This is a genomic window from Vibrio sp. FE10 (assembly GCF_030297155.1).
GTDB lineage: Bacteria > Pseudomonadota > Gammaproteobacteria > Enterobacterales > Vibrionaceae > Vibrio > Vibrio apostichopi.
In genome coordinates, this window is record NZ_AP028067.1 from 422,109 (window position 1) to 444,375 (window position 22,267).

The window sequence follows — 22,267 nt, forward strand, 5'->3', positions numbered from 1 at the left end:
ATCTGCGTGCTCACGACCACGACTTCGGTTCGTCATTCACTTCAAAATTCATTTTAGTTCATTCAAAACGTCACTTAACTGTCATTTCAGGGGCATACCTTGAGCCTTAACTGAATAAGGATTGTTAAGGAGATCGTATGCGTACTATCGAACCTATTGTCCGCTGGGATGTGGCATTTTCTGTTTTCTGTTTGAAGAACCGTTATAGCGGGCAACATGCAACACTGAGTAAAGCGGTGTCTCATACCGGGGATGGTCACCTATATGTGTTGATCGCTCTGATTGCGCTGTTAGCTGATGGCTATACAGGTCGTGAATTCTTAATGGTTGGTCTCGCCGCTTTTGCGATAGAGCTGCCGATTTATTGGTTAGCTAAGAACACCCTCAAGCGTCGTAGACCTGCTGAATTCTCTTCACTGCTTCACTCTCACATTGTGCCATCAGATAAATACAGCCTGCCTTCTGGACATTCCGCTGCTGCATTTGTTATGGCGACTTTAATCGGACATTTCTATCCAAGTCTCTATCTCTTTAGCCTGATTTGGGCGGCAGCGATTGCTGGCTCTCGAATTTTACTCGGTGTGCACTTTTTAACGGATGTCTTAATTGGTGCAGCGCTAGGTATAGCGTGCACAAGCCTAGCCATTTACTTCATTTTATAGCGCTTAGTCGTATGGCTGTTTGTTCTGTTGTTCAGATTAAAAAGACACAGGCAAAGACAACAGATCTCGAATTGTTAATCTTCAAGGAACCTGAATGAAAATTTTATATGGCGTACAAGGCACTGGGAACGGTCACATCGCTCGTGCAAGAGCAATGGCTGTCGCGTTTCGCCAACAGAATATTGATGTCGACTTTCTGTTTTCTGGACGGGATGAGAACAAATACTTTTCTATGGAAGAATTTGGCAATTATCAAACCCGCCATGGACTCACCTTTTACAGTGAGCAAGGGAAGGTTAAATACTCCAAGACCTTCATCAAAAATAGTATGTGGCGATTCCTTAAGGAAATGAAGCAGATCGATCTTACACCTTATGATTTGGTATTGAATGACTTCGAACCGGTAACCGCTTGGGCTGCGAAAAGACAAGGTGTCCCGTGTATTGGGATAAGCCACCAAAATGCGTTCCGTTATGATGTGCCTAAAGAAGGGGGCAACTGGATTGAACATTCTGTTATTCAGCATTTTGCGCCAACAGAGCATGCTATTGGTTTGCATTGGTACCACTTTGAACAGCCAATATTGCCACCAATTGTTCACACGCTCACGGGTGAGCAGAAAACCAAAGCACCGCAAGATTTCACTTTGGTCTATTTACCGTTTGAAGATCTAGAGGCGATTTCAGAGCTTCTGATGAAGTTCATTTCTCACAATTTTGTCTGCTATCACCCGAATGTGATTGAGCAAAGCCGAGTGGAAAATATTGAGTTCAAACCACTCAGTCATGCTGGCTTCCAATTCGACCTCAACCAGTGCTCAGGAGTGGTAGCTAATGGTGGTTTTGAATTGCCATCTGAAGCCTTAACTCTAGGTAAGAAGTTACTCCTTAAACCGCTTGAAGGACAGTTTGAACAACAAAGTAATGTAGCCACACTAGAGGCATTAGGGCTGGCGCAAACTATGAGCTTTTTGGATGCGGCGACGTTGCGTGAGTGGCTCAATGAAAAACAGGCTGAGGTGGTCACTTATCCTGACGTCGCCAGTGCGATTGCAGAGTGGGTATTAGCAGGGAATTGGTCGAATCAAGAGGACCTAAGAAAGCAGCTTTGGGACAAGGTCGATTTCCCAAGTTATGCATCGCTCACCTAACTCATAAGTGTTATTTCTGAATCAACTAGCCAAACAATTCACGGGTTCAATAAATTGTAACAAATGTAACCAAACGATAGAACAGCTAAATAAGTCGAAATGAAACTCATAAGCGCAGCATTTTATGTTTTTTTATAACTCCATAAATAACTGATTTTTAGATGTTATTTAATCATTAAGGTAAAATAAAATTATTCTTTATCAATCTTGTTGGTAGCGTGCGAAGTATTGGTTAATAGTAGTGGTAATCCGAAAAACATCGGTCTGATAAATATAAGAATTAGTGGTTATCTATTCCCATACCATTACCAATTTAACGCTGTCGAACCGACAAGAGGCAACTTGAATGTTAGAGAAAAAAGACGCAATGAGTGCAATTGCAAGCTACAGAATGGAAAGCACACTTCGTGGAGTAGACTTAAACCTTTTGACTGTATTTGATGCAGTAATGCAAGAGCAAAACATTACGCGTGCAGCTCACAATCTGGGTATGTCTCAGCCAGCGGTAAGTAACGCAGTTGCTCGCTTAAAAGTGATGTTTAACGACGAACTATTCATGCGTCAAGGTCGTGGTATTCAGCCGACTCAACGTGCTCGTCAACTGTTTGGTCCAATCCGCCAAGCTCTACAATTAGTACGCAACGAACTACCAAGTTCTGTGTTCTCTCCTGAGTCTTCTTCTCGCCTGTTTAAACTTGCGATTTGCAGCCCATGTGACATGCGTTTTGCTCCTAAGATCATGTCGACAATCAACGACCAAGCACCTAGCGTTAAACTGCATATGGATGCTGAATTCGATCGTCAACTTTCTGAGCGTATGCGCTACCAAGAAATCGACTTCGTGATTGATTACGCTCGCTTTGATGAGCAAGGCTTCTCAAGCACTGAAATCTTCCAAGATGAGTTGGTTGTGGTTGCTTCTGCTTCTCACCCACGCATCAATGGTGAAGTTTCAGCTGCTGAGCTGCTTAACGAAAAGCACGCAAAACTGTCTCGCATCCATGGTCAACGTAGCTTCTCTGAGCAAGCGTACCGTGACCTAGATTGCACGCCTTTCTACGAAGGTACGAGCTTAAGCAACGTACTTTACGTTGTTGGTCAATCTGAGCTTGTGACGATTGCACCTCGTTGGATGGTTGAGCATGCAGCGAACAAAGATCAGCTTCAGATTCTAGATTTCCCATTCGATAATGCGGCAATTTCTGGCTTCTTAAGCTGGCATGAATCAAGTGAAAAGGATAAAGGACACATTTGGTTACGAGATCAGTTAATGATGATCTGTGGCGAAGTCGTGGCGCTTAACTAAGCACTAATCCCTATGATTTGTAAGCCCTAAGCTGGGACTCTGGCTTAGGGCTTTTTTGTACCTGCTATTTTTGTTGATAGAAAACTTAGCGTGAGACGTACTATTACTTATAACTTTGAGCTTCATCAGTTGCCTTTTCCATGATCAGAGGTACACTTGTGCGCTCAAAAAAGCTTACAGGTGTAAGCCAAAGGTAAAGAGATGGCCAATTTAGATTTTCATATCGTAAAAAGACTTCGTGACCAGATTGCCCAAGGTGGCAACCGTACAGCTTTGAAGCACAAAGTAGACAATGTATGGCAAGGTATTAGCTGGGAAAAATTTGGACAGCAAATCGATACGCTTTCATTAGCATTGTTGGCTCAAGGATTGAGAGTTCAAGATAAGATCGGTATCTATTCCAATAATATGCCTCAGTGGACTGTGGCAGATTTTGCATCCCTACAAGCTCGTCTTGTGACAGTACCGATTTACCCAACGAACACCGCTGCACAGTCTTCTTACATTATCCAGAATGCGGATGTGAAGATCTTATTTGTTGGTGAGCAAGCTCAATTTGATGCTGCTGTTAACATCTTTGAAGAGTGTGAACAGCTTGAAATCATCGTTGCTATGTCTGCTGACATCGATACTCAAGAACACAGTTTTGCTGTGTCTTGGCAAGATTTTATGGCGCGTGGTGTTGAAGCTCAACAAGTGGAACTTGACGCTCGTCTTGCAGCTGCAAGCATGGATGATCTACTCACCCTCATCTATACCTCTGGTACTACAGGCCAGCCTAAAGGCGTAATGCTTGATTACACCAATATTGGCTATCAACTAGAAGGCCACGATGAGCGTCTTAGCCTGACTAAAGACGATGTCTCACTGTGTTTCTTACCGCTATCACATGTATTTGAGCGCGCTTGGACTTTCTATGTCCTTTATAAAGGCGCAACCAACTGCTATCTGCAAGACACCATGCAAGTTCGTGACGCGTTGAGCGATGTTAAGCCTACGGTTATGTCTGCGGTTCCTCGCTTCTACGAGAAGATCTTCTCAGCGATTCACGAGAAGGTATCTAAAGCACCGTTTATTCGTAAAGTGCTCTTTACTTGGGCTGTGAATATGGGAGCTAAGCTCTCTGTTTGTCACCAAGAAGGTCGTACACCATCGTTAATGCTGAAGAAGAGCCATGCACTAGCCGATAAGCTTGTGCTCTCTAAACTACGAGCATTGCTAGGCGGTAACATTAACTTCATGCCGTGTGGTGGCGCGAAGCTAGATGAAACCATTGGTCGCTTCTTTCATGCTATCGGTATCAACGTAAAACTTGGTTACGGCATGACGGAAACAACGGCGACAGTATCATGCTGGGATGATCGTTGTTTTAACCCTGATTCGATTGGTATGTCGATGCCAGGCGCAGAAGTGAAAATTGGTGCGAAGAACGAGATCCTTGTTCGTGGCCCAATGGTAATGCGCGGCTACTACAAGATGCCAGAAGAGACTGCTAAGACTTTTGATGAGCACGGCTTCCTGAAAACGGGTGATGCAGGTCATTTTGATGAAAATGGAAACCTGTTCATTACAGACCGTATCAAAGAGCTGATGAAAACCTCTGGCGGCAAGTACATTGCACCGCAAGTGGTGGAAGGCGCGATTGGTAAAGATCACTTTATCGAACAGATTGCTGTTATCGCTGATACGCGCAAATTCGTTTCTGCACTGATTGTTCCTTGTTATGACTCGCTAGAAGAGTACGCCAAAGAACTTAACATCAAGTATCACGACCGTGTTGAGCTTATTAAGCACCACCAAATTGTTGAGATGCTAGAGAAGCGCGTGAATGACCTACAACAAGAGCTAGCGAAGTTTGAGCAAGTGAAGAAATTCAAGCTGTTACCAAAAGCGTTCTCTATGGATGATGGCGAGCTGACACCAACTCAGAAATTGCGTCGTAAGGTTATCAACGATAAGTATCAAGACGAAATCGAAGAAATGTACACTGAAAAGCCGAAAGATAAGTAGTTTTCTACTGAGATAAATTTTCAGTTGTTTAAAAATCCCCCTACGAATGTGATTGCATTTTTAGGGGGATTTTTTATGCCTACTGACACAGCACAATGTGCGAAAACGCACACCAATAAGGGCGTAATTAATCGATTATCTGCAATTCATTTGAATATTAAGCTCTTTTTTTTAGGTATTAAATGGTTTTTAAATCTAAATATCAGGTTTGGTTTGGGTTTTATTTGATGCTTTCCGCTAATAGTTGGTTTTTTGACATAACTGTCGGATAACAGGTGTTAGACCAGATGATAATAAAGCGTTAAAGTTGTTTCGTATTACTGTTTGTTGTTATCACGACAGACAGCCATAGCCGAAAAAGTGGAAGTATTTCGAATTAGGCTACGAATAAGCCCTAGACTATGTAAAACCAGCCCAACATGTTCACCAAATGTGATTGGAAACTGGTGAGGAGAGCAATATGACAACGAAACCTGAAACAGCAATGTTATCCGGCGCTGAGATGGTGGTGCAGTCTCTAATTGAAGAGGGTGTAGAACAAATCTTTGGTTACCCAGGTGGTTCTGTACTTGATATCTATGATGCGCTGCATGCAAAAACTGCTGAAATTAAACACGTATTAGTACGACACGAACAAGCCGCTACCCACATGGCTGATGGCTATACTCGTTCGACCGGTAAACCGGGTGTGGTACTTGTATGTTCTGGTCCGGGCGCGACCAATACCGTAACGGGTATTGCAACGGCGTACATGGACTCAATCCCAATGATTGTTATTTCTGGTAACGTACCAAATAGCTTGATTGGTAACGACGCCTTCCAAGAGTGTGACATCGTGGGTGTATCCCGTCCGATCGTTAAACACAGCTTCCTAGTGAAGAAAGCGGAAGATATCCCAGACGTTGTTAAAAAAGCATTCTATATTTCGACGACAGGACGTCCAGGTCCTGTGGTTATCGATCTGCCTAAAGATATTCTAAACCCACAAATCAAACTTCCTTATGAATACCCAGAAACGATCAAAATGCGTTCATATAATCCAACGCTTACTGGGCATAAAGGACAGATCAAGAAGGCATTAAAGGCACTTCTTGAAGCGAAAAAACCGGTGCTTTACGTCGGTGGTGGTGCGATTATTTCTGAGGCAGATAAGCCATTGTTAAAATTGGCAGAAGCACTGAATTTACCTGTCGTAAGCACCCTGATGGGGCTTGGGGCTTTCCCAGGTACCCATAAAAACTCTTTGGGTATGTTGGGTATGCATGGTTTGTATGAAGCCAATATGGCGATGCACAATGCTGACTTGATCTTTGGTATCGGCGTACGTTTCGATGACCGTACCACCAACAACTTAGACAAGTACTGCCCTGATGCGAAGATCATGCACATTGATATCGACCCATCTTCTATCTCTAAAAACGTAAAAGTGGATCTACCGATTGTAGGTTCAGCTGAGAAAGTACTAGAGAGCATGGTTAACCTGCTTGTTGAGCAAGGCGGAACCAATGACGCGCAAGCGATGGAAAGCTGGTGGAGCGAAATCAAGCAATGGCAAGAACGTGATTGCTTAGCGTATGACAAATCTTCTGAGCGCATTAAGCCACAACAAGTTATTGAAACACTTCATAAAGTAACCAATGGCGATGCGTATGTTGCTTCGGATGTTGGCCAGCACCAAATGTTTGCTGCGCTGTACTATCCGTTTGATAAACCACGCCGTTGGATTAACTCTGGTGGCTTAGGCACGATGGGCTTTGGTCTACCTGCGGGTATGGGTGTTAAGTTCGCTAAGCCAGATGAAGAAGTGGTTGTTGTCACGGGTGACGGCAGTATTCAGATGAATATCCAAGAGCTATCGACAGCGCTTCAATACAATATTCCGGTTAAGATCATTAACCTGAACAACCGTTTCTTAGGAATGGTAAAACAGTGGCAAGACATTGTTTATCAAGGTCGTCACTCTAACTCATATATGGACTCTGTTCCTGATTTCGCTGCGATTGCAGAGGCTTATGGCCACGTTGGCATGCGTATTTCATCTCCGGATGAACTGGAATCAGGTTTGGAAAAAGCACTAGCGATGAAAGACCGTCTGGTATTTGTCGACATCAGTGTGGACGACACCGAGCACGTATACCCAATGCAGATTAAAGGCGAGGGTATGGATAACATGTGGCTAAGCAAAACGGAGAGAACATAATATGAGACACATCCTTTCACTATTAATGGAAAACCAACCAGGTGCACTTTCTCGAGTGGTTGGCTTGTTTTCTCAGCGTGGCTACAACATCGAGTCTTTGAATGTATCTCCTACGGATGATCCAACGCTTTCTCGTCTGAATGTCACTACTAACTCAAGCGAAATGCAGCTTGAGCAGATCCAAAAACAGCTACACAAACTGATCGACGTACTTAAAGTACAAGAAGTGTCTGAGCTTGAGCATATCGAGCGTGAACTTCTGATGGTAAAAGTACGTGCTAGCGGCTTTGCTCGTGCTGAAGTAAAACGCACAGCGGATATTTTCCGTGGTCAGATTGTTGATGTAACGGCTTCGCAATACACGGTGCAAATGGCCGGTACTAGCGAGAAGCTTGATGCTTTCATTCAGGCATTGTCTGAGGTAACGGAAGTGCTTGAAGTGGCTCGAAGTGGTGTCGTTGGCATTGCTCGCGGTGAGCGCGCACTGAAAGCGTAAGCGATCGTTATTGGAAAAACAGTTTTAAAGCCGCTTTTTTAAGCGGCTTTTATTTTGTTCATTATTTAGAGTGCTATAATCTCGCGCTGCATTCCATTCACCTGAGTTAGCAATGAGAAATAAAAAATCAATAATTACATTGCTGATTATCTCTGTCGCACTGTCTTCTGCTGTAGGTCTTTATTACCTACAACGCTACCAAGAAGTGAAACAACAGAGCTTTGATGATGCTGCTAAGCAAGCCCTTCATCAATTGGTGTATGCTGAACGAGACTACAATCTTTTAAAGGCTCAATTAGTGTCCGTGATGGAGCTACTCAGCCATAGCCAAAGCCTCGTCAACTTTGCAACTTCCCCGTCTGAACAAACCAAAGGCCTCCTTGAAGAGGTGTGGCAATCTGTTTTAGTTAATCAAAAATGGTACACCCAAATTCACTTGCTAGACATTGCAGGCAAGGAATTAGTACGCGTGAATTACTCGTCGATGACGGGAGGCGTGACTTTACCGCAACAACTACAAGATCGATCGGATTCTAGTTATTATCAGTTTGCACAAGAACTCGAAAGTGAAGAAATCGGTGGTTGGGGAATCGAACTTGAGACCGAACATGGTGAACTCTCTTACCCTTATGTTCCGGTATTACGCGTTTTCACACCGGTAGAAACGCCTGAAAAACGAGTCGGCTATCTTGTTATCAACCTTGATGTTTGGGGGCTCTCTTCACGCCTCAACTTTTCGCCTGATTACGACTTTAGAGCCGAAGTGGTTAATGAAGCGGGTTATTACATCGCGAGTAACAACAGTAGTAAGCTTTTCGGTGACTCTGTCCCTGAGAGGAAAGGCTTCAACCTAAAAAACATTGCCCCTAAGACGTGGGAGGCGATTTCTCGTGAACAAATGGGCTATGTTTTTGAAGATGGTAACTTGTTCGCGTTCAACACCGTCAGGCTCGCGAATAATCAAAAGATGTACCTTCTGATTCAACTCAATGAAAATCAGCTTCTTGATCGTGCCGAGCGCGATCTCAACGATCTTGCTCATGAAGAGATCATCGTCCTCTTTACTGTTTTGATCTTTGCTTTTCCGTTTGCTTATCTTGTGACTCACTATCGACGACGCAGCTTGGAAAGTAAGTTGGCGCGAGCGGCATTGAATGGCATGTCGGCGGTGATGATCTCTGACAAGCAACATCGTGCCATGATGATCAATAACGAATTTGAAAACATAACGGGCTACAGTAAAAAACAAGTCATCGGACATAATGCCCTACAACTGCTGCTGGAAAATACCGAGCAGACACTCTTTAGTGATTCAATCTGGCAGCACCTAGAGCAAGAAGAGGTTTGGGAAGGGGAAGTGTTATGTAAGAACAAACTTCGTATTCCTTTTACTGCGATCATGCGAGTTCACGCGGTCAAAAACAACTCGGGTAAAATCAGTTACTACATTACGTCACTGGTCGACATCTCGGTGAGAAAAGAGCTTGAAGTCCGTCTACGCGTTCTAAGCGAGCGAGACTCTTTGAGTAACCTCTGGAATCGTCGCAAGTTCGAAGAGCAGCTCGCTTACTATTCTCGCTTGGTTGAGCGTTACCCTAACGAAGCGACGACATGTTTAGCGTTAGTGGATATTGATAACTTCAAGCGAATCAATGACGAGCTTGGGCATGATGAAGGCGACCGTGTGATTGCTAGTGTTGCTAAGCTTTTGCAGGACAGTCTTCGTAGTACCGACTTTGTCGCTCGTGTTGGGGGAGAGGAGTTTGCACTGCTGATGCCACACACCACTCTGCCTGAAGCAAAACGCGTCTTGGATCGCTTAAGAATAGAGATAGAACTCGCCGCGGGGACGAAAATTACAGTCAGCGTCGGTTTTACGGATTTAACCAGTAATAGTACTCGTTCGTACAAATGTGCCGATGTTGGGCTTTACGAATCTAAATCATCAGGTCGCAATACAGTGTCTTTGTGTCCAAGCCATGCTGATGTCGCTTAATTCTCTGTATTCAATCGTGTTTTGAATACCTATGAAACCTTCATTCTTCTCCATTTATCCCTCTTCACTTATCTCAATTGAATGAGCCATTTAACTGCTCTTAGCATTGAATAATCCTGCAAATCTCACTTTGGAAAGATCCGTGTCACAAACATTAGCTAGTTAGACTAAAGTCTAATGCTGACGATATTTTGAGCTAAACTGAACAATAAGCAAATGGCTGTACTTCAGATTTCATCGTATCAAACGGTGCAATAAATAGAGTGTTTACCAGCAGTAGAAGGATGACACCGTTAACTTAATTCAATGGATTAGCTCGCTTTATCAATAGTTTGAAGCGAAGTAGTCGAATTAGGTTAGCTGGAGCAAGCATTTGGGGATCATACTGTCGAGTGAAAAGAGGCGTGGTATGTTTGTCGATTTTTTAGTGAGATTGACCATAGGCACATTAGCCATTCTTGGTTTTCAACTGAGTGCGTTATATTTTTTACCTATGGTGCTGTTACTCAATACTCATCACAAAGAGTTTTTTGGTTGGTAGTTTAACGACTGTATAGTTTGAGTAACAGTAAAGCAAAACGGAGCCATTGGGCTCCGTTTTTATATGGTTAGAATCTATCTTGGCTTTATGCCGCTTCGATAACTTCTTCAATTCGTTTCATTGAGCTTAACAGGTGTTGATCCAGTAGCTCTGTCGCTTGATCGACATTTTTAGCCAGTACTAACTTCATGATCATTTCGTGTTCATCGATATTGAACAGGTCGTCTGTCACCGTTTCAGCCGACAGGACTAGGAAACGATAACGCTTAACTTGGTTGATCAAGTCATCAAAGAATTTAAACATGTTCTCTGAATCCGCGCCTTCAAGCAATGATACATGGAACTGTTGGTGACGTTCTTCCCACTCAGCGCAGTCAAACTCTTCTGCCACATATTGGATTTTAGACAGTTTATGGTAAGACGTCAGTACTTCTAATTCCCAGCTTTCATCGCCTGATGAAATGGCTTTTTTAAGCAAAACTGAAGAGACAACACGAAGGCTTTCGTACAAATCGTTAAGCTCTTTCTTTGATACCGGAGATACCCAGCAGCCTTTTTGTGGCTCTAGTTTTACGTACTTGCTCCAAGACAATTGTACTAAAGCTTCACGAATTGGCGATGCGCCCACGTTGTATCTACTTTTTAGATCAGCAACAACGAGTTTTTGGCCAGGGAGTAATTCACCATTCAGGATATCTTGGCGAATCATTTTCGATACTTTATCAGTGAGAGTAGGACTAGACATTACAAACCTCATGTATATATTTGATTTCTAGTCTGCTAATCCGTCTCTTAGAAAGAGTCAATTGGAAGTTAACAGTACGTAGTTCTATTATGTATTGATAATACAGCGTACTGAAAAGTTAGGCAAGATATTGTTTCATAAAAAAAGAGGGCCGAAGCCCTCTTTTATATTTTATTGCGTTGCTGCTCTCGATTATAGAACGTGAACAGACGCTGTGTTTGTAGTACCAGAAGCTACTAGAGCACCAGAAACCATAACTACGATGTCGCCTTTGTTACCTAGGCCAGATTGTAGAGCGATTTCTTTACCGTTGATGTAGAAAGCGTCTGTGTTCTCGATAGAGTCAACAAGAACTGGCTTAACACCTTTAGTAAGAACTAGCTGTGCAGCTGTCTTTTCGTTAGTTGTTAGAGCCAGAATGTTTGCAGTTGGGAAGTACTTACGTACTGAACGTGCAGACTTACCGCCTTCAGTTGCAACAACGATTAGAGGAGCAGCTAGCTTCTCAGCAGTGTCTACCGCGCCTTTACATACTGCTTCAGTGATGCGTAGACGTGGGCTGTCTAGACGAGAACCTAGTTCAGCTTTAAGAGCTGAATCAGTACGGTTCGCGATTTGAGCCATGATAGTAACAGCTTCAACTGGGTACTTACCTTTAGCAGTTTCACCAGAAAGCATTACTGCATCAGTACCATCCATGATTGCGTTCGCAACGTCACCCGCTTCTGCGCGAGTTGGACGTGGGTTGCTGATCATAGAGTCAAGCATTTGAGTTGCAGTGATAACCATCTTACGTGCACGGTTACACTTCTCGATCATCATTTTCTGAGCGAAGATTACTTCTTCAGCTGGGATTTCAACACCTAGGTCACCACGAGCAACCATGATGCCGTCAGAAGCTTCAAGGATTGAATCGAAGTTATCTACACCTTCTTGGTTTTCAATCTTAGAAATGATGTGGATGTTTTCGCCACCGTTAGCGTTTAGAAGCTCACGGATTTCTTTAACATCGTCTTCTTTACGGATGAAAGAAGCAGCTACGAAATCAACGCCTTGCTCACAACCAAACTTAAGGTCAGCTTTGTCTTTCTCAGAAAGAGCTGGAAGTTGAACAGAAACGCCAGGAAGGTTAACACCTTTGTTTTCGCCTAGAGCACCGTTGTTAAGAACTTTACACTTAACTTCAGTTTCTGTTGTTGCGATAACTTCCATTTCGATTAGGCCGTCATCAACAAGGATAGTGTTACCTGCTGTTAGGTCTTTAGCGAAACCTAGGTAAGTTACTGCTACTACGTCTTTGTTACCAACAACTGTTGCGTCAGTTGTGAAAGTGAACTCTTGACCAGCTACTAGATCTACGTCGTTACCATCTTCAAGTTTGATAGTACGGATTTCAGGACCTTTAGTATCTAGAAGGATAGCAAGTTGCTCACCTTTGTTTTCCATTACTTTACGGAAGTTCGCGATACGAGTGCCGTGTTCTGCGAAATCACCGTGAGAGAAGTTAAGACGCATAACGTTCATGCCAGCATCTACTAGTTCAGTTAGCTTCTCTACAGATTCAGTTTTAGGGCCAATCGTACATACGATTTTGGTCTTTTTCATGGAAGGTACTCTCCGGTAAGTATTGTTACAATTTGAAATTTATTTAAGTTCTGAAGATTGGTCCGCTACATCAACATTTTGTGCCTGTTGTGTAAAAGCGCGGGACTTCCAATATGTCCTTCAGAGTTGTAAGTCTTTCATCAATTTTAGTCATTTTATGACTAAAAGATTTTGATTCAACGTCGGGTTTCTGTGACTTACACCAATATATCAGGTGAAAGTTGCAGAAAAATAACGGTCAGTTTTGTAATTTTTTTTCTTTTCGGGTGCGGATTCTACCACCTAATGAGTTCAATATCACTGCTTAACAATTGTCTTAGGACAAGGTTTCATCGCTATTTATTAATTTTTTGGATCAAAATAAATGGACTAAATAGTTTCGTTGTAACTATAATATGTTTCATATCGAAACTTAATGGCCTTTTCTAAATGTCGAAACGAAACACCCAGCTCAGAAGACATGCAATTTCTAATCTAGTGAATGAAAAGGGGGAGGTTAGTGTTGATGAATTATCCGCTAAGTTCGAAACCTCAGAGGTCACGATTAGAAAGGACTTGGCGTCTTTAGAGAAAAACGGTCAGCTTTTACGCCGTTATGGTGGTGCGATTTCATTACCGAAAGAGGTTGTGAACGAAGAACTGGGTCAAAAAGTTTCGACTCGAAAGATTTCATTAGCAAAAGCCGCTGCAGATTTGATTCGCGACCATAATCGCATTGTCATCGATAGTGGCAGCACTACCGGCGCCTTGATTCAGCAGCTTAATACTAAGCGTGGTTTGGTTGTTATGACCAATTCATTGCACGTTGCTAATGCGCTTAATGAGCTTGAAAGCGAACCAACGTTATTAATGACGGGTGGTACTTGGGATACCCATTCGGATTCTTTCCAAGGCAAAGTCGCGGAGTCAGTACTTCGTGCTTACGATTTTGACCAATTGTTTATTGGAGCTGATGGTATCGACCTTGATAGAGGCACGACCACGTTCAATGAATTGATTGGCCTGAGCAAAGTTATGGCTGAAGTGTCACGAGAAGTGATCGTGATGGTTGAGTCTGAAAAAGTGGGACGAAAGATCCCTAATCTGGAATTAGCGTGGGAACACATCGATATTTTGATTACTGATACAGACTTGGACAAAGAATTCCAAGCAAGTATTGAATCACATGACGTTCGAGTGATCCTAACTGATCCTGCTTAAACCTAATTTTAACTATTATGCATTTACCTTCCTATAATTGATCTTAATGAAAGATATGGCCTTTGCTTGCTGCCAGTAGGAATAAACGAAATTGATGGAGTAAAACTATGTGTGGAATTGTTGGTGCAGTAGCACAACGTGATGTAGCCGAAATTTTAGTAGAAGGCCTTCGCCGCCTAGAATACCGAGGCTACGATTCTGCGGGTGTCGCTGTAGTCGATACTGAATCTAACCTAACTCGTGTACGCCGCCTTGGCAAAGTACAAGAGTTAGCAGACGCAGTCGATCAGCAACATGTAATTGGCGGTACTGGTATCGCTCATACACGTTGGGCAACACACGGTGAGCCGTCTGAAGCGAATGCACACCCACACATGTCTGGTGATATTGCTGTTGTACACAATGGTATTATCGAAAACCATGAAGCACTGCGTGCTCTTCTTCAAGAGCGTGGTTACGTGTTTACTTCACAAACGGATACTGAAGTTATCGCTCACTTGGTTGAATGGGAACTTCGTACTTCTGATTCATTGGTTGAAGCGCTTCAAAAGACAGCGAAACAATTAGACGGTGCATACGGCACGGTGGCGGTTGATCGTAAAGATCCTAGCCGCATCGTTGTGGCTCGTTCAGGTAGCCCGATCGTTATCGGTTTTGGTGTTGGTGAAAACTTCTTAGCATCTGACCAACTTGCACTATTAAGCGTAACTCGTCGCTTCATGTACCTAGAAGAGGGTGATGTTGCTGAGGTTACTCGTCGTGATGTTACGGTATTTGATGTAGCGGGCGAGCGTGTTGAGCGTGACATCGTTGAATCAAACGCAGAGCACGATGCAGGTGATAAAGGTCAATACCGTCACTTCATGCAAAAAGAGATCTTTGAGCAGCCAACAGCGCTGATCAATACAATGGAAGGTCGCATCTCTGACACTTCTGTAATCACTAATGCAATCGGTGTTAAAGCTGAAGAGATCCTAAGCAAAGTAGAACACGTGCAGATCATCGCATGTGGTACGTCTTACAACTCAGGCATGGCAGCTCGTTACTGGTTTGAGTCTCTAGCAGGCGTAAGCTGTGACGTAGAGATTGCTTCTGAATTCCGTTACCGTGATTTCGTTGTTCGTCCGAACAGCTTATTGGTGACTCTGTCTCAGTCTGGTGAAACGGCGGATACGCTTGCTGCACTTCGTCTTGCAAAAGAGAAGGGTTACATGTCAGCAATGACTATCTGTAACGTAGCGGGTTCTTCACTGGTTCGTGAATCTGACTTTGCCTTCATGACTCGCGCAGGAACTGAAATCGGTGTTGCTTCAACTAAAGCCTTCACAACACAGCTAGCGGCTATGCTGATGATGGTAACTTCAATTGGTCGTCTACAAGGTCGCATCAATGAAGAGAAAGAAGCTGAAATCGTTCAAGCACTGCATCAATTGCCTGCTGATATTGAAAAAGCACTCGCATTCGATAAAGAGATCGAAGCGCTAGCACCTGATTTTGCAGATAAGCATCACACACTATTCTTGGGTCGTGGTGAGTTCTACCCAATCGCAATGGAAGCGTCTCTTAAGTTGAAAGAGATCTCTTACATTCACGCAGAAGCCTACGCGGCTGGTGAGCTTAAGCACGGTCCTTTGGCTCTTATCGATGCAGATATGCCAGTTGTCGTTATTGCACCAAGTAACGACTTGCTAGAGAAGCTAAAATCAAACGTTGAAGAAGTACGTGCTCGTGGCGGTCTACTGTACGTATTCGCTGATGAAGATGCGGGCTTTGAAAGCGATGAGAACATGAAGATCATCAAGATGCCTCACGTAAGTGAAGTAACAGCACCTATCTACTACACAGTACCGATGCAGCTGTTGTCTTACCACGTAGCGCTAATCAAAGGTACCGATGTTGACCAACCTCGTAACCTAGCGAAAGCGGTAACGGTTGAGTAATCGTTAGCCTATCTAAGAAAATTAGATAATAAGAAGCCCATCCTGTGATGGGCTTTTTTGTGCCTGTTAGTTAACGATCAGCGTTAGATCTAGCTTTAACGGCATTAAGCATTAAGGGCTTGCTCTAGGTCAGCAAAGATATCGTCAATGTGTTCAATACCTACTGAGAGGCGAATCATCTCTGGTGATACACCCGCTTGTTTTTGTTCTGCTTCGCTTAGTTGACGGTGTGTTGTAGAGGCAGGGTGACACGCGAGAGACTTGGCATCGCCGATGTTCACCAAGCGCTTGAAGATTTGTAGCGCATCATAGAAACGAACACCTGCTTCATAACCGTCTTTCAAGCCAAAAGATAAAATGGCAGACGGCTTACCTTGCATGTATTTCTCAGCCAGCGGATAGAACTCAGACGTTGGTAAACCAGCGTAGCTCACCCAACTTACTTTCTCATGTTGCTGAAGGTACTCCGCTACTTTCAGTGCATTCTCTGTGTGTCGCTCCATACGTAACGACAACGTCTCTAATCCTTGCATCAGCATGAAAGCATTCATGGGTGACAGTGCTGCGCCGGTATTACGTAGTGGAACCGTTCGAGCGCGGCCAATAAACGCAGCTTCGCCAAAAGCTTCGGTATAAACCACACCGTGGTAAGAAGGCTCTGGCTGATTAAATACGGGGAAACGATCTTTGTGCTCGGCCCATGGGAATTTGCCTGAATCGACAATCACGCCACCCAATGTTGTTCCGTGACCACCAACGTACTTTGTTAGCGAGTGCACCACGATATCGGCACCAAAATCGATAGGCTTACATAGCACTGGAGTCGCTACTGTGTTATCAACAATCACAGGTACACCCTGTGCGTGAGCAAGTTCTGCGACACGTTCTAAGTCGATGATATTACCTGCTGGGTTGCCAATACTCTCACAGTAAACCGCTTTGGTTTTTTCATCGATCAGTGCAGCCAAGCTTTCAGGTTTATCGTCTTTGGCAAAGCGAACCTCTATGCCTTGGTTTGGCAGCATGTGAGCAAATAGGGTGTAAGTACCGCCGTAAAGCTGGGGCGTGGAGACAATGTTGTCACCGATCTGTGCCAACGTTTGAATCGCGTAGTTGATCGCCGCGCTGCCCGCACTCACGACTAAGCCAGCAATCCCGCCTTCTAAGGCCGCCATACGTTTTTCCAACACATCGTTGGTTGGATTCATTATGCGAGTGTAGATATTGCCTGGCACCGCAAGGTTAAACAGGTCGGCGCCGTGTTGTGCATCATCGAATTCATAAGCAACGGTTTGGTAAATAGGAGTCGCAACTGATTTGGTTGTTGGATCGGTTTCGTAGCCGAAGTGAATCGAGAGTGTTTCGTCTTTCATGTTTCTTCCCTGAACTATTGAACGATTTATGTACGTTCATATTGCCGTCTTTTTTATAAAAGAAAAGTAAGCTTAGTCACAGAGAGGCAATTGGAATTGTGTGCGGGACGATTCATTATTTGTAGGAGATATAGCAGTGAGTTGTACAGATCTAGAAAAGCAAAAAGCCAGAGCAGCGTGAACTGTTCTGGCTTTTCTAATTTGGTGGCCCCTCCCAGATTTGAACTGGGGACCGAACGATTATGAGTCGTGCGCTCTAACCACTGAGCTAAGGGGCCGTAGGGCATAGATTATAGGGGAACCATTCAGTGGTGTCTAGACACTATAAGGGGCAATTCCGCTTACATCTTAGCCACTTAAATCACGCAGGCACAAAAAAGGTGAGCCAACGCTCACCTTTTCTATTTTATGCTTAAAAGCTAACCACACTAAAGCGTGTGATTACTCGTCTAGGAAGCTACGCAGAGTTTCTGAGCGGCTTGGGTGACGAAGTTTACGCAGTGCTTTCGCTTCGATCTGACGGATACGTTCACGAGTAACGTCGAACTGTTTACCAACCTCTTCAAGAGTGTGGTCAGTGTTCATGTCGATACCGAAACGCATACGCAGTACTTTCGCTTCACGAGGTGTTAGGCCTGCAAGAACGTCTTTAGTTGCGCCGCGTAGGCTTGTTGCCGTTGCAGAATCTAAAGGAAGTTCTAGAGTCGTATCCTCGATGAAATCACCTAGGTGCGAATCTTCGTCGTCACCGATTGGTGTCTCCATTGAGATTGGCTCTTTAGCGATTTTCAGTACTTTACGGATCTTGTCTTCAGGCATTTGCATGCGCTCAGCCAGTTCTTCCGGAAGTGGTTCACGACCCATCTCTTGTAGCATTTGACGAGAGATACGGTTTAGTTTGTTGATCGTTTCGATCATGTGAACCGGAATACGGATAGTACGAGCTTGGTCGGCAATCGAACGAGTGATTGCTTGACGGATCCACCAAGTAGCGTAAGTAGAGAATTTGTAACCACGACGGTATTCAAACTTATCTACAGCTTTCATCAGACCGATGTTACCTTCTTGAATTAGATCCAAGAATTGTAGGCCACGGTTTGTGTACTTCTTAGCAATCGAGATTACTAGACGTAAGTTCGCTTCAACCATCTCTTTCTTCGCACGACGAGCTTTCGCTTCACCGATAGACATACGACGGCTGATATCTTTAATGCTTTGAACAGTAAGAGACGTCTCTTTCTCGATCATATCCAGTTTTTGGATTGAGCGACGGATATCGTTCTCGTTACGTTTGATCTTTTCTGCGTATGGCTTGTCTGAAGCTAATACTTCGTCCAACCATGCTTCGCTAGATTCATTACCCGTAAATAGAGCAATGAAAGATTTCTTCGGCATTTTGCCGTACTCAACCGTTTGACGCATGATTAGGCGTTCTTGAGTACGTACGCGATCCATTGAAGTACGCAGTTCGTTTACTAGGTAATCAAACTGTTTTGGCGTTAGACGGAACTCTTTGAATACGTCTTGCATCATTGTCGTTGCAAGTGTTGCTTTCGGGCTTTCGTGGCCGTATTCATTGATTGCTAGTTGACGGTTTTGGTAGCTAGTGCGAAGTGCTGTGAACTTCTCAAGAGCAAGCTCAGGATCAATACCTGTATCTTCCTCTTCTTCTTCCTCGTCGTCTTCTGCTTCTTCTTTGTCTTCGTCTTCTAGATCAGTTTTAGCAAGTTCTGAACCGATGTGAGTTGCCGTTGGCGCAGCTGTGCCATCGTCGTCTGGGTCAACAAAGCCATTGATTAGGTCTGTTAAACGAATCTCTTCAGCGAGTACGCGGTCAAACTGTTCCAAGATGTATGGAATCGTACCTGGGTATTCAGCAACAGATAGTTGAACGGTATTGATACCATCTTCAATGCGCTTCGCAATGTCGATCTCGCCTTCACGAGTCAGTAGCTCAACCGTACCCATTTCACGCATGTACATGCGAACTGGGTCAGTAGTACGGCCAATCTCGCTTTCTACGCTTGAAAGCGCAGCAGCAGCAGCTTCAGCTGCATCTTCATCTATATTGGCATCGTCATCATTAAGAGCTAGATCATCAGCGTCAGGTGCAGTTTCTACTACCTTGATACCCATGTCGTTGATCATTTGAATGATGTCTTCTACCTGTTCAGAATCCACGATTTCTGCAGGTAGGTGGTCGTTTACTTCGGCGTAGGTCAGATAGCCTTGTTCCTTGCCTTTAATAACAAGTAATTTAAGCTGTGACTGCGGATTTTGATCCATAGATGATATCCAACTTCAGGTCTGGTGAAGGACGTTGCATTCTCAAATGCAAACCAATTATGTTAACAAATTTATTAAATGCTGACTAATCAAACAGGGTTACGCTTTTAGATCTAGCATTAAAGCTAGTAGCTCCCTTTTTTCTTCGGCTGATAAACCGACGCTTCTTGCTTTGGCCTGCAGGTTTTCAATTTGTTTTTCAACGCACTGGGCAAGTATGTTGTCCAATGAATCTAAAAATATGTCTTCTTGATTGTCTTCGTCGAGAGGGATTTCCCAGCTCGCGAGACGAGACAGAAGAGCCTCATGTTTATTGTGTCGCCAATGCTCTAATAATTGGCCTGTGTTGATATGGGGATGCGCGTGGCATTTATCAAGTACTTCGACGAATAAACTTAGTCCAGGCAACTGTAAGCCTTTGACACTTGATAAATCCGGTACCATATCAGCATAGCTCGGATTTTGGATAAGCAAAGCGATAACTTCTCGCATTGGAGTGCGCTTCAGCTCTTTATGCGGCTGAGGTGTCGGGTTCTTAGTATGAACACGAGCTCGTCTCAGTTGGTTATCAAATCCAGTACGCTCATCCAATAATTTTTCGAGCAGTTCTTGGAAATAACTGTCAGGGATTTTGTTAATCAAGGCGCTTGCGTGTGCTCGCAGTGCCGACTTCCCTTCCGTTGTTCCCAAATTCAATTTATGTATCTCAATAAGATTGTCGAACAAGTAAGTAGAAAGCGGTGTCGCATTCTGTACCAGTTGTTCGAAGGCTTCTTGGCCATTCTCTCTTATATAGCTATCTGGGTCTTCGCCATCGGGTAAAAACAGAAACTTGAGCGTGTTACCTGTTTTCAGGTATTCAAGCGCATTTTCGAGTGCGCGCCATGCGGCTTCTTTACCTGCTCGGTCACCATCGTAACAACAAACCACTGTGCTGGTTTGGCGGAACAACATTTGAACATGGTCACCGGTTGTCGAGGTGCCCAGTGATGCCACTGAGTAATCAACACCATATTGCGCTAATGCTACGACATCCATGTAACCTTCAACCACAAGTATTTGCGGCGGTTCACGGTAGGCTTGCAGCACTTCATAAAGGCCGTAAAGCTCTTTACCTTTATGGAAGATAGGCGTTTCTGGTGAGTTCAGGTATTTCGGTGTGCCGTCTTCTAAGACACGACCACCAAAACCAATCACTCGACCACGACGATCGCGAATCGGGAACATGACACGTCCACGGAATCGGTCGTATCGGTTACCTTTATCGTTTTCTATCAACATGCCGCCAGTAACGAGCATGTCTTGGGCTTCTTTTTGTTGCCCAAAGTTCTTACGAACCAAGTCCCATTCATCAGCGACGTAGCCAATGCCAAACTTCTGTACGATTTCACCAGACAGTCCACGATTCTTTAGGTAATCAATCGCAGGCTTGTTAGCTGAGATTTTCAGTTGAGAACGGTAAAAATTACTGATGCCGCCCATCAAATCGTAGAGGTTACGTTTTTGTTCGCTGTTGGCTCTTGGTGCCGTGGATATTTCACCACTGCGCTGTTCTCTAGGAACATCAAGGCCTAAAAATGAGGCAAGTTCTTCAATGGCTTCAACAAAGTCGAGACGTTCGAACTCCATAATGAAGTCGATGGCATTGCCATGCACGCCACAACCAAAGCAGTGATAAAACTGTTTTTCTTGGCTTACGCTAAAAGAAGGGGTCTTCTCGTTGTGAAATGGACAACAAGCGCCATAGTTTTTGCCTTTTTTCTTAAGTTTCACGCGTGCGTCCACAATATCGACAATGTCGAGACGCGCTAGGAGATCATCGATGAAACTACGCGGGATGTGTCCTGCCATAAAACCTTAGAAAAATGCACTAACTGAGAGTGTGGATAATAATAGTTTGAATAGGTTACAGATACAAACAAGCCGTGCGTTCCGAAGGATTGCACGGCTTGTTGCAATTTGATTTGGGATTAAGCGAGTTTAGAACGAACTAAACCACTAACTTTTCCCATATCTGCACGCCCTTGAATTTGTGGTTTCAAGATAGCCATTACTTTACCCATGTCTTGCATGCCCGCAGGTTGAGCTTCCGCGATTGCGCTATCAAGTAGTGCAACAACTTCTTCTTCAGTTAACGGTTGAGGCATAAAGCCTTCAAGTACAGTAATTTCTGCTTTTTCCACGTCAGCAAGATCTTGACGATTTGCTGATTCATATTGAGCAACAGAATCGCGACGTTGCTTAACCATTTTAACTAATATAGCAATTATGTCGTCGTCGTTCAGAGTGATCCGTTCGTCAACTTCACGTTGCTTAATTGCTGAAAGAGCTAAGCGGATAGTGCCAAGGCGCGGTTTGTCCTTGGCTTTCATCGCTAATTTTTGCTCTTCTTTGAGTTGTTCAATAAGAGCCATAACTCAGTCCTTATGGATTAAGTTATTAGTACAGGCGAACGCGACGTGCGTTTTCGCGAGCTAGCTTCTTAGCGTGACGCTTTTGAGCTGCTGCTTTAGCGCGTTTGCGAACTGTAGTTGGCTTTTCGTAATGCTCACGACGACGCACTTCAGAAAGGATACCTGCTTTTTCACAAGAGCGCTTGAAACGACGTAGTGCAACGTCGAACGGTTCGTTTTCACGTACTTTAACTATTGGCATATGCCTTTCACCTCAGGGGTTATTCATTATCGCTGGTCACTCAGTACCAAATCAGAGAAGTTACCCATCGAGCTAACTCTCTATTCGCGTTTGGCCATTAAC

General features: G+C 44.0%; 16 protein-coding genes and 1 tRNA gene. 9 read left to right on the top strand and 8 right to left on the bottom strand.

The window, feature by feature from the left end; all coding sequences use genetic code 11:
• Positions 1-137 precede the first annotated feature (137 nt).
• From QUF19_RS01970 to QUF19_RS02000, 7 genes are all read left to right on the top strand, one after another.
• Positions 138-662: a phosphatase PAP2 family protein gene (locus QUF19_RS01970; protein WP_286295540.1), complete on the top strand. Its 525-nt coding sequence runs from the start codon at positions 138-140 to the stop codon at positions 660-662.
• Between the two features lie 94 nt (positions 663-756).
• Positions 757-1,812 (top strand): MJ1255/VC2487 family glycosyltransferase, encoded by a 1,056-nt coding sequence (locus QUF19_RS01975; RefSeq protein WP_286295541.1) that lies wholly within the window; start codon positions 757-759, stop codon positions 1,810-1,812.
• A gap of 346 nt (positions 1,813-2,158) precedes the next feature.
• Positions 2,159-3,118, top strand: coding sequence for a transcriptional regulator LeuO (gene leuO / locus QUF19_RS01980; RefSeq protein ID WP_004735878.1), 960 nt, complete (start codon positions 2,159-2,161; stop codon positions 3,116-3,118).
• 201 nt (positions 3,119-3,319) lie between these two features.
• Positions 3,320-5,128, top strand: coding sequence for an AMP-dependent synthetase/ligase (locus QUF19_RS01985; RefSeq protein WP_286295542.1), 1,809 nt, complete (start codon positions 3,320-3,322; stop codon positions 5,126-5,128).
• 460 nt (positions 5,129-5,588) lie between these two features.
• Positions 5,589-7,328: an acetolactate synthase 3 large subunit gene (locus QUF19_RS01990; protein WP_102434635.1), complete on the top strand. Its 1,740-nt coding sequence runs from the start codon at positions 5,589-5,591 to the stop codon at positions 7,326-7,328.
• A gap of 1 nt (position 7,329) precedes the next feature.
• The gene (ilvN, locus tag QUF19_RS01995) at positions 7,330-7,824 is read left to right on the top strand and encodes an acetolactate synthase small subunit (protein ID WP_004735875.1); all 495 of its coding nucleotides are present in this window, start codon (positions 7,330-7,332) and stop codon (positions 7,822-7,824) included.
• Between the two features lie 112 nt (positions 7,825-7,936).
• Positions 7,937-9,820 (top strand): sensor domain-containing diguanylate cyclase, encoded by a 1,884-nt coding sequence (locus tag QUF19_RS02000; protein ID WP_286295543.1) that lies wholly within the window; start codon positions 7,937-7,939, stop codon positions 9,818-9,820.
• Between the two features lie 626 nt (positions 9,821-10,446).
• Here QUF19_RS02000 and QUF19_RS02005 read toward each other — a convergent pair.
• Both QUF19_RS02005 and pykF read right to left on the bottom strand, forming a co-directional pair.
• Entirely contained in the window at positions 10,447-11,070 is a 624-nt protein-coding gene (locus tag QUF19_RS02005) for a GntR family transcriptional regulator (protein ID WP_032500127.1), read from the bottom strand.
• Positions 11,071-11,298: 228 nt separating this feature from the next.
• A complete protein-coding gene (gene pykF / locus QUF19_RS02010) occupies positions 11,299-12,711 on the bottom strand; it encodes a pyruvate kinase PykF (RefSeq protein ID WP_017104457.1) in 1,413 nt (470 codons plus the stop codon).
• Positions 12,712-13,140: 429 nt separating this feature from the next.
• Between pykF and QUF19_RS02015 the strand changes: the two genes are divergently transcribed.
• Positions 13,141-13,911: a DeoR/GlpR family DNA-binding transcription regulator gene (locus QUF19_RS02015; RefSeq protein WP_102434639.1), complete on the top strand. Its 771-nt coding sequence runs from the start codon at positions 13,141-13,143 to the stop codon at positions 13,909-13,911.
• A 107-nt stretch (positions 13,912-14,018) separates the two neighbouring features.
• Entirely contained in the window at positions 14,019-15,851 is a 1,833-nt protein-coding gene (gene glmS / locus QUF19_RS02020; protein ID WP_017109314.1) for a glutamine--fructose-6-phosphate transaminase (isomerizing), read from the top strand.
• Positions 15,852-15,955: 104 nt separating this feature from the next.
• On the opposite strand, the gene QUF19_RS02025 is transcribed toward glmS, so the two are convergent.
• From QUF19_RS02025 to rpsU, 6 genes are all read right to left on the bottom strand, one after another.
• Positions 15,956-17,224: an O-acetylhomoserine aminocarboxypropyltransferase/cysteine synthase family protein gene (locus QUF19_RS02025; RefSeq protein ID WP_286295544.1), complete on the bottom strand. Its 1,269-nt coding sequence runs from the start codon at positions 17,222-17,224 to the stop codon at positions 15,956-15,958.
• Between the two features lie 202 nt (positions 17,225-17,426).
• Positions 17,427-17,502: transfer RNA gene (locus tag QUF19_RS02030), tRNA-Ile, on the bottom strand.
• Positions 17,503-17,665: 163 nt separating this feature from the next.
• Positions 17,666-19,510 carry an RNA polymerase sigma factor RpoD gene (gene rpoD, locus QUF19_RS02035; protein WP_017106853.1) on the bottom strand — a complete coding sequence of 615 codons (1,845 nt, stop codon included), beginning with the start codon at positions 19,508-19,510 and terminating at the stop codon, positions 17,666-17,668.
• A 99-nt stretch (positions 19,511-19,609) separates the two neighbouring features.
• On the bottom strand, positions 19,610-21,361 hold the full coding sequence (gene dnaG, locus QUF19_RS02040; RefSeq protein WP_017102947.1) for a DNA primase: 1,752 nt from the start codon (positions 21,359-21,361) through the stop codon (positions 19,610-19,612).
• A gap of 119 nt (positions 21,362-21,480) precedes the next feature.
• Positions 21,481-21,924, bottom strand: coding sequence for a GatB/YqeY domain-containing protein (locus QUF19_RS02045; RefSeq protein ID WP_017106852.1), 444 nt, complete (start codon positions 21,922-21,924; stop codon positions 21,481-21,483).
• Between the two features lie 25 nt (positions 21,925-21,949).
• A complete protein-coding gene (gene rpsU / locus QUF19_RS02050; RefSeq protein WP_004396009.1) occupies positions 21,950-22,165 on the bottom strand; it encodes a 30S ribosomal protein S21 in 216 nt (71 codons plus the stop codon).
• Between the last annotated feature and the right edge of the window lie 102 nt (positions 22,166-22,267).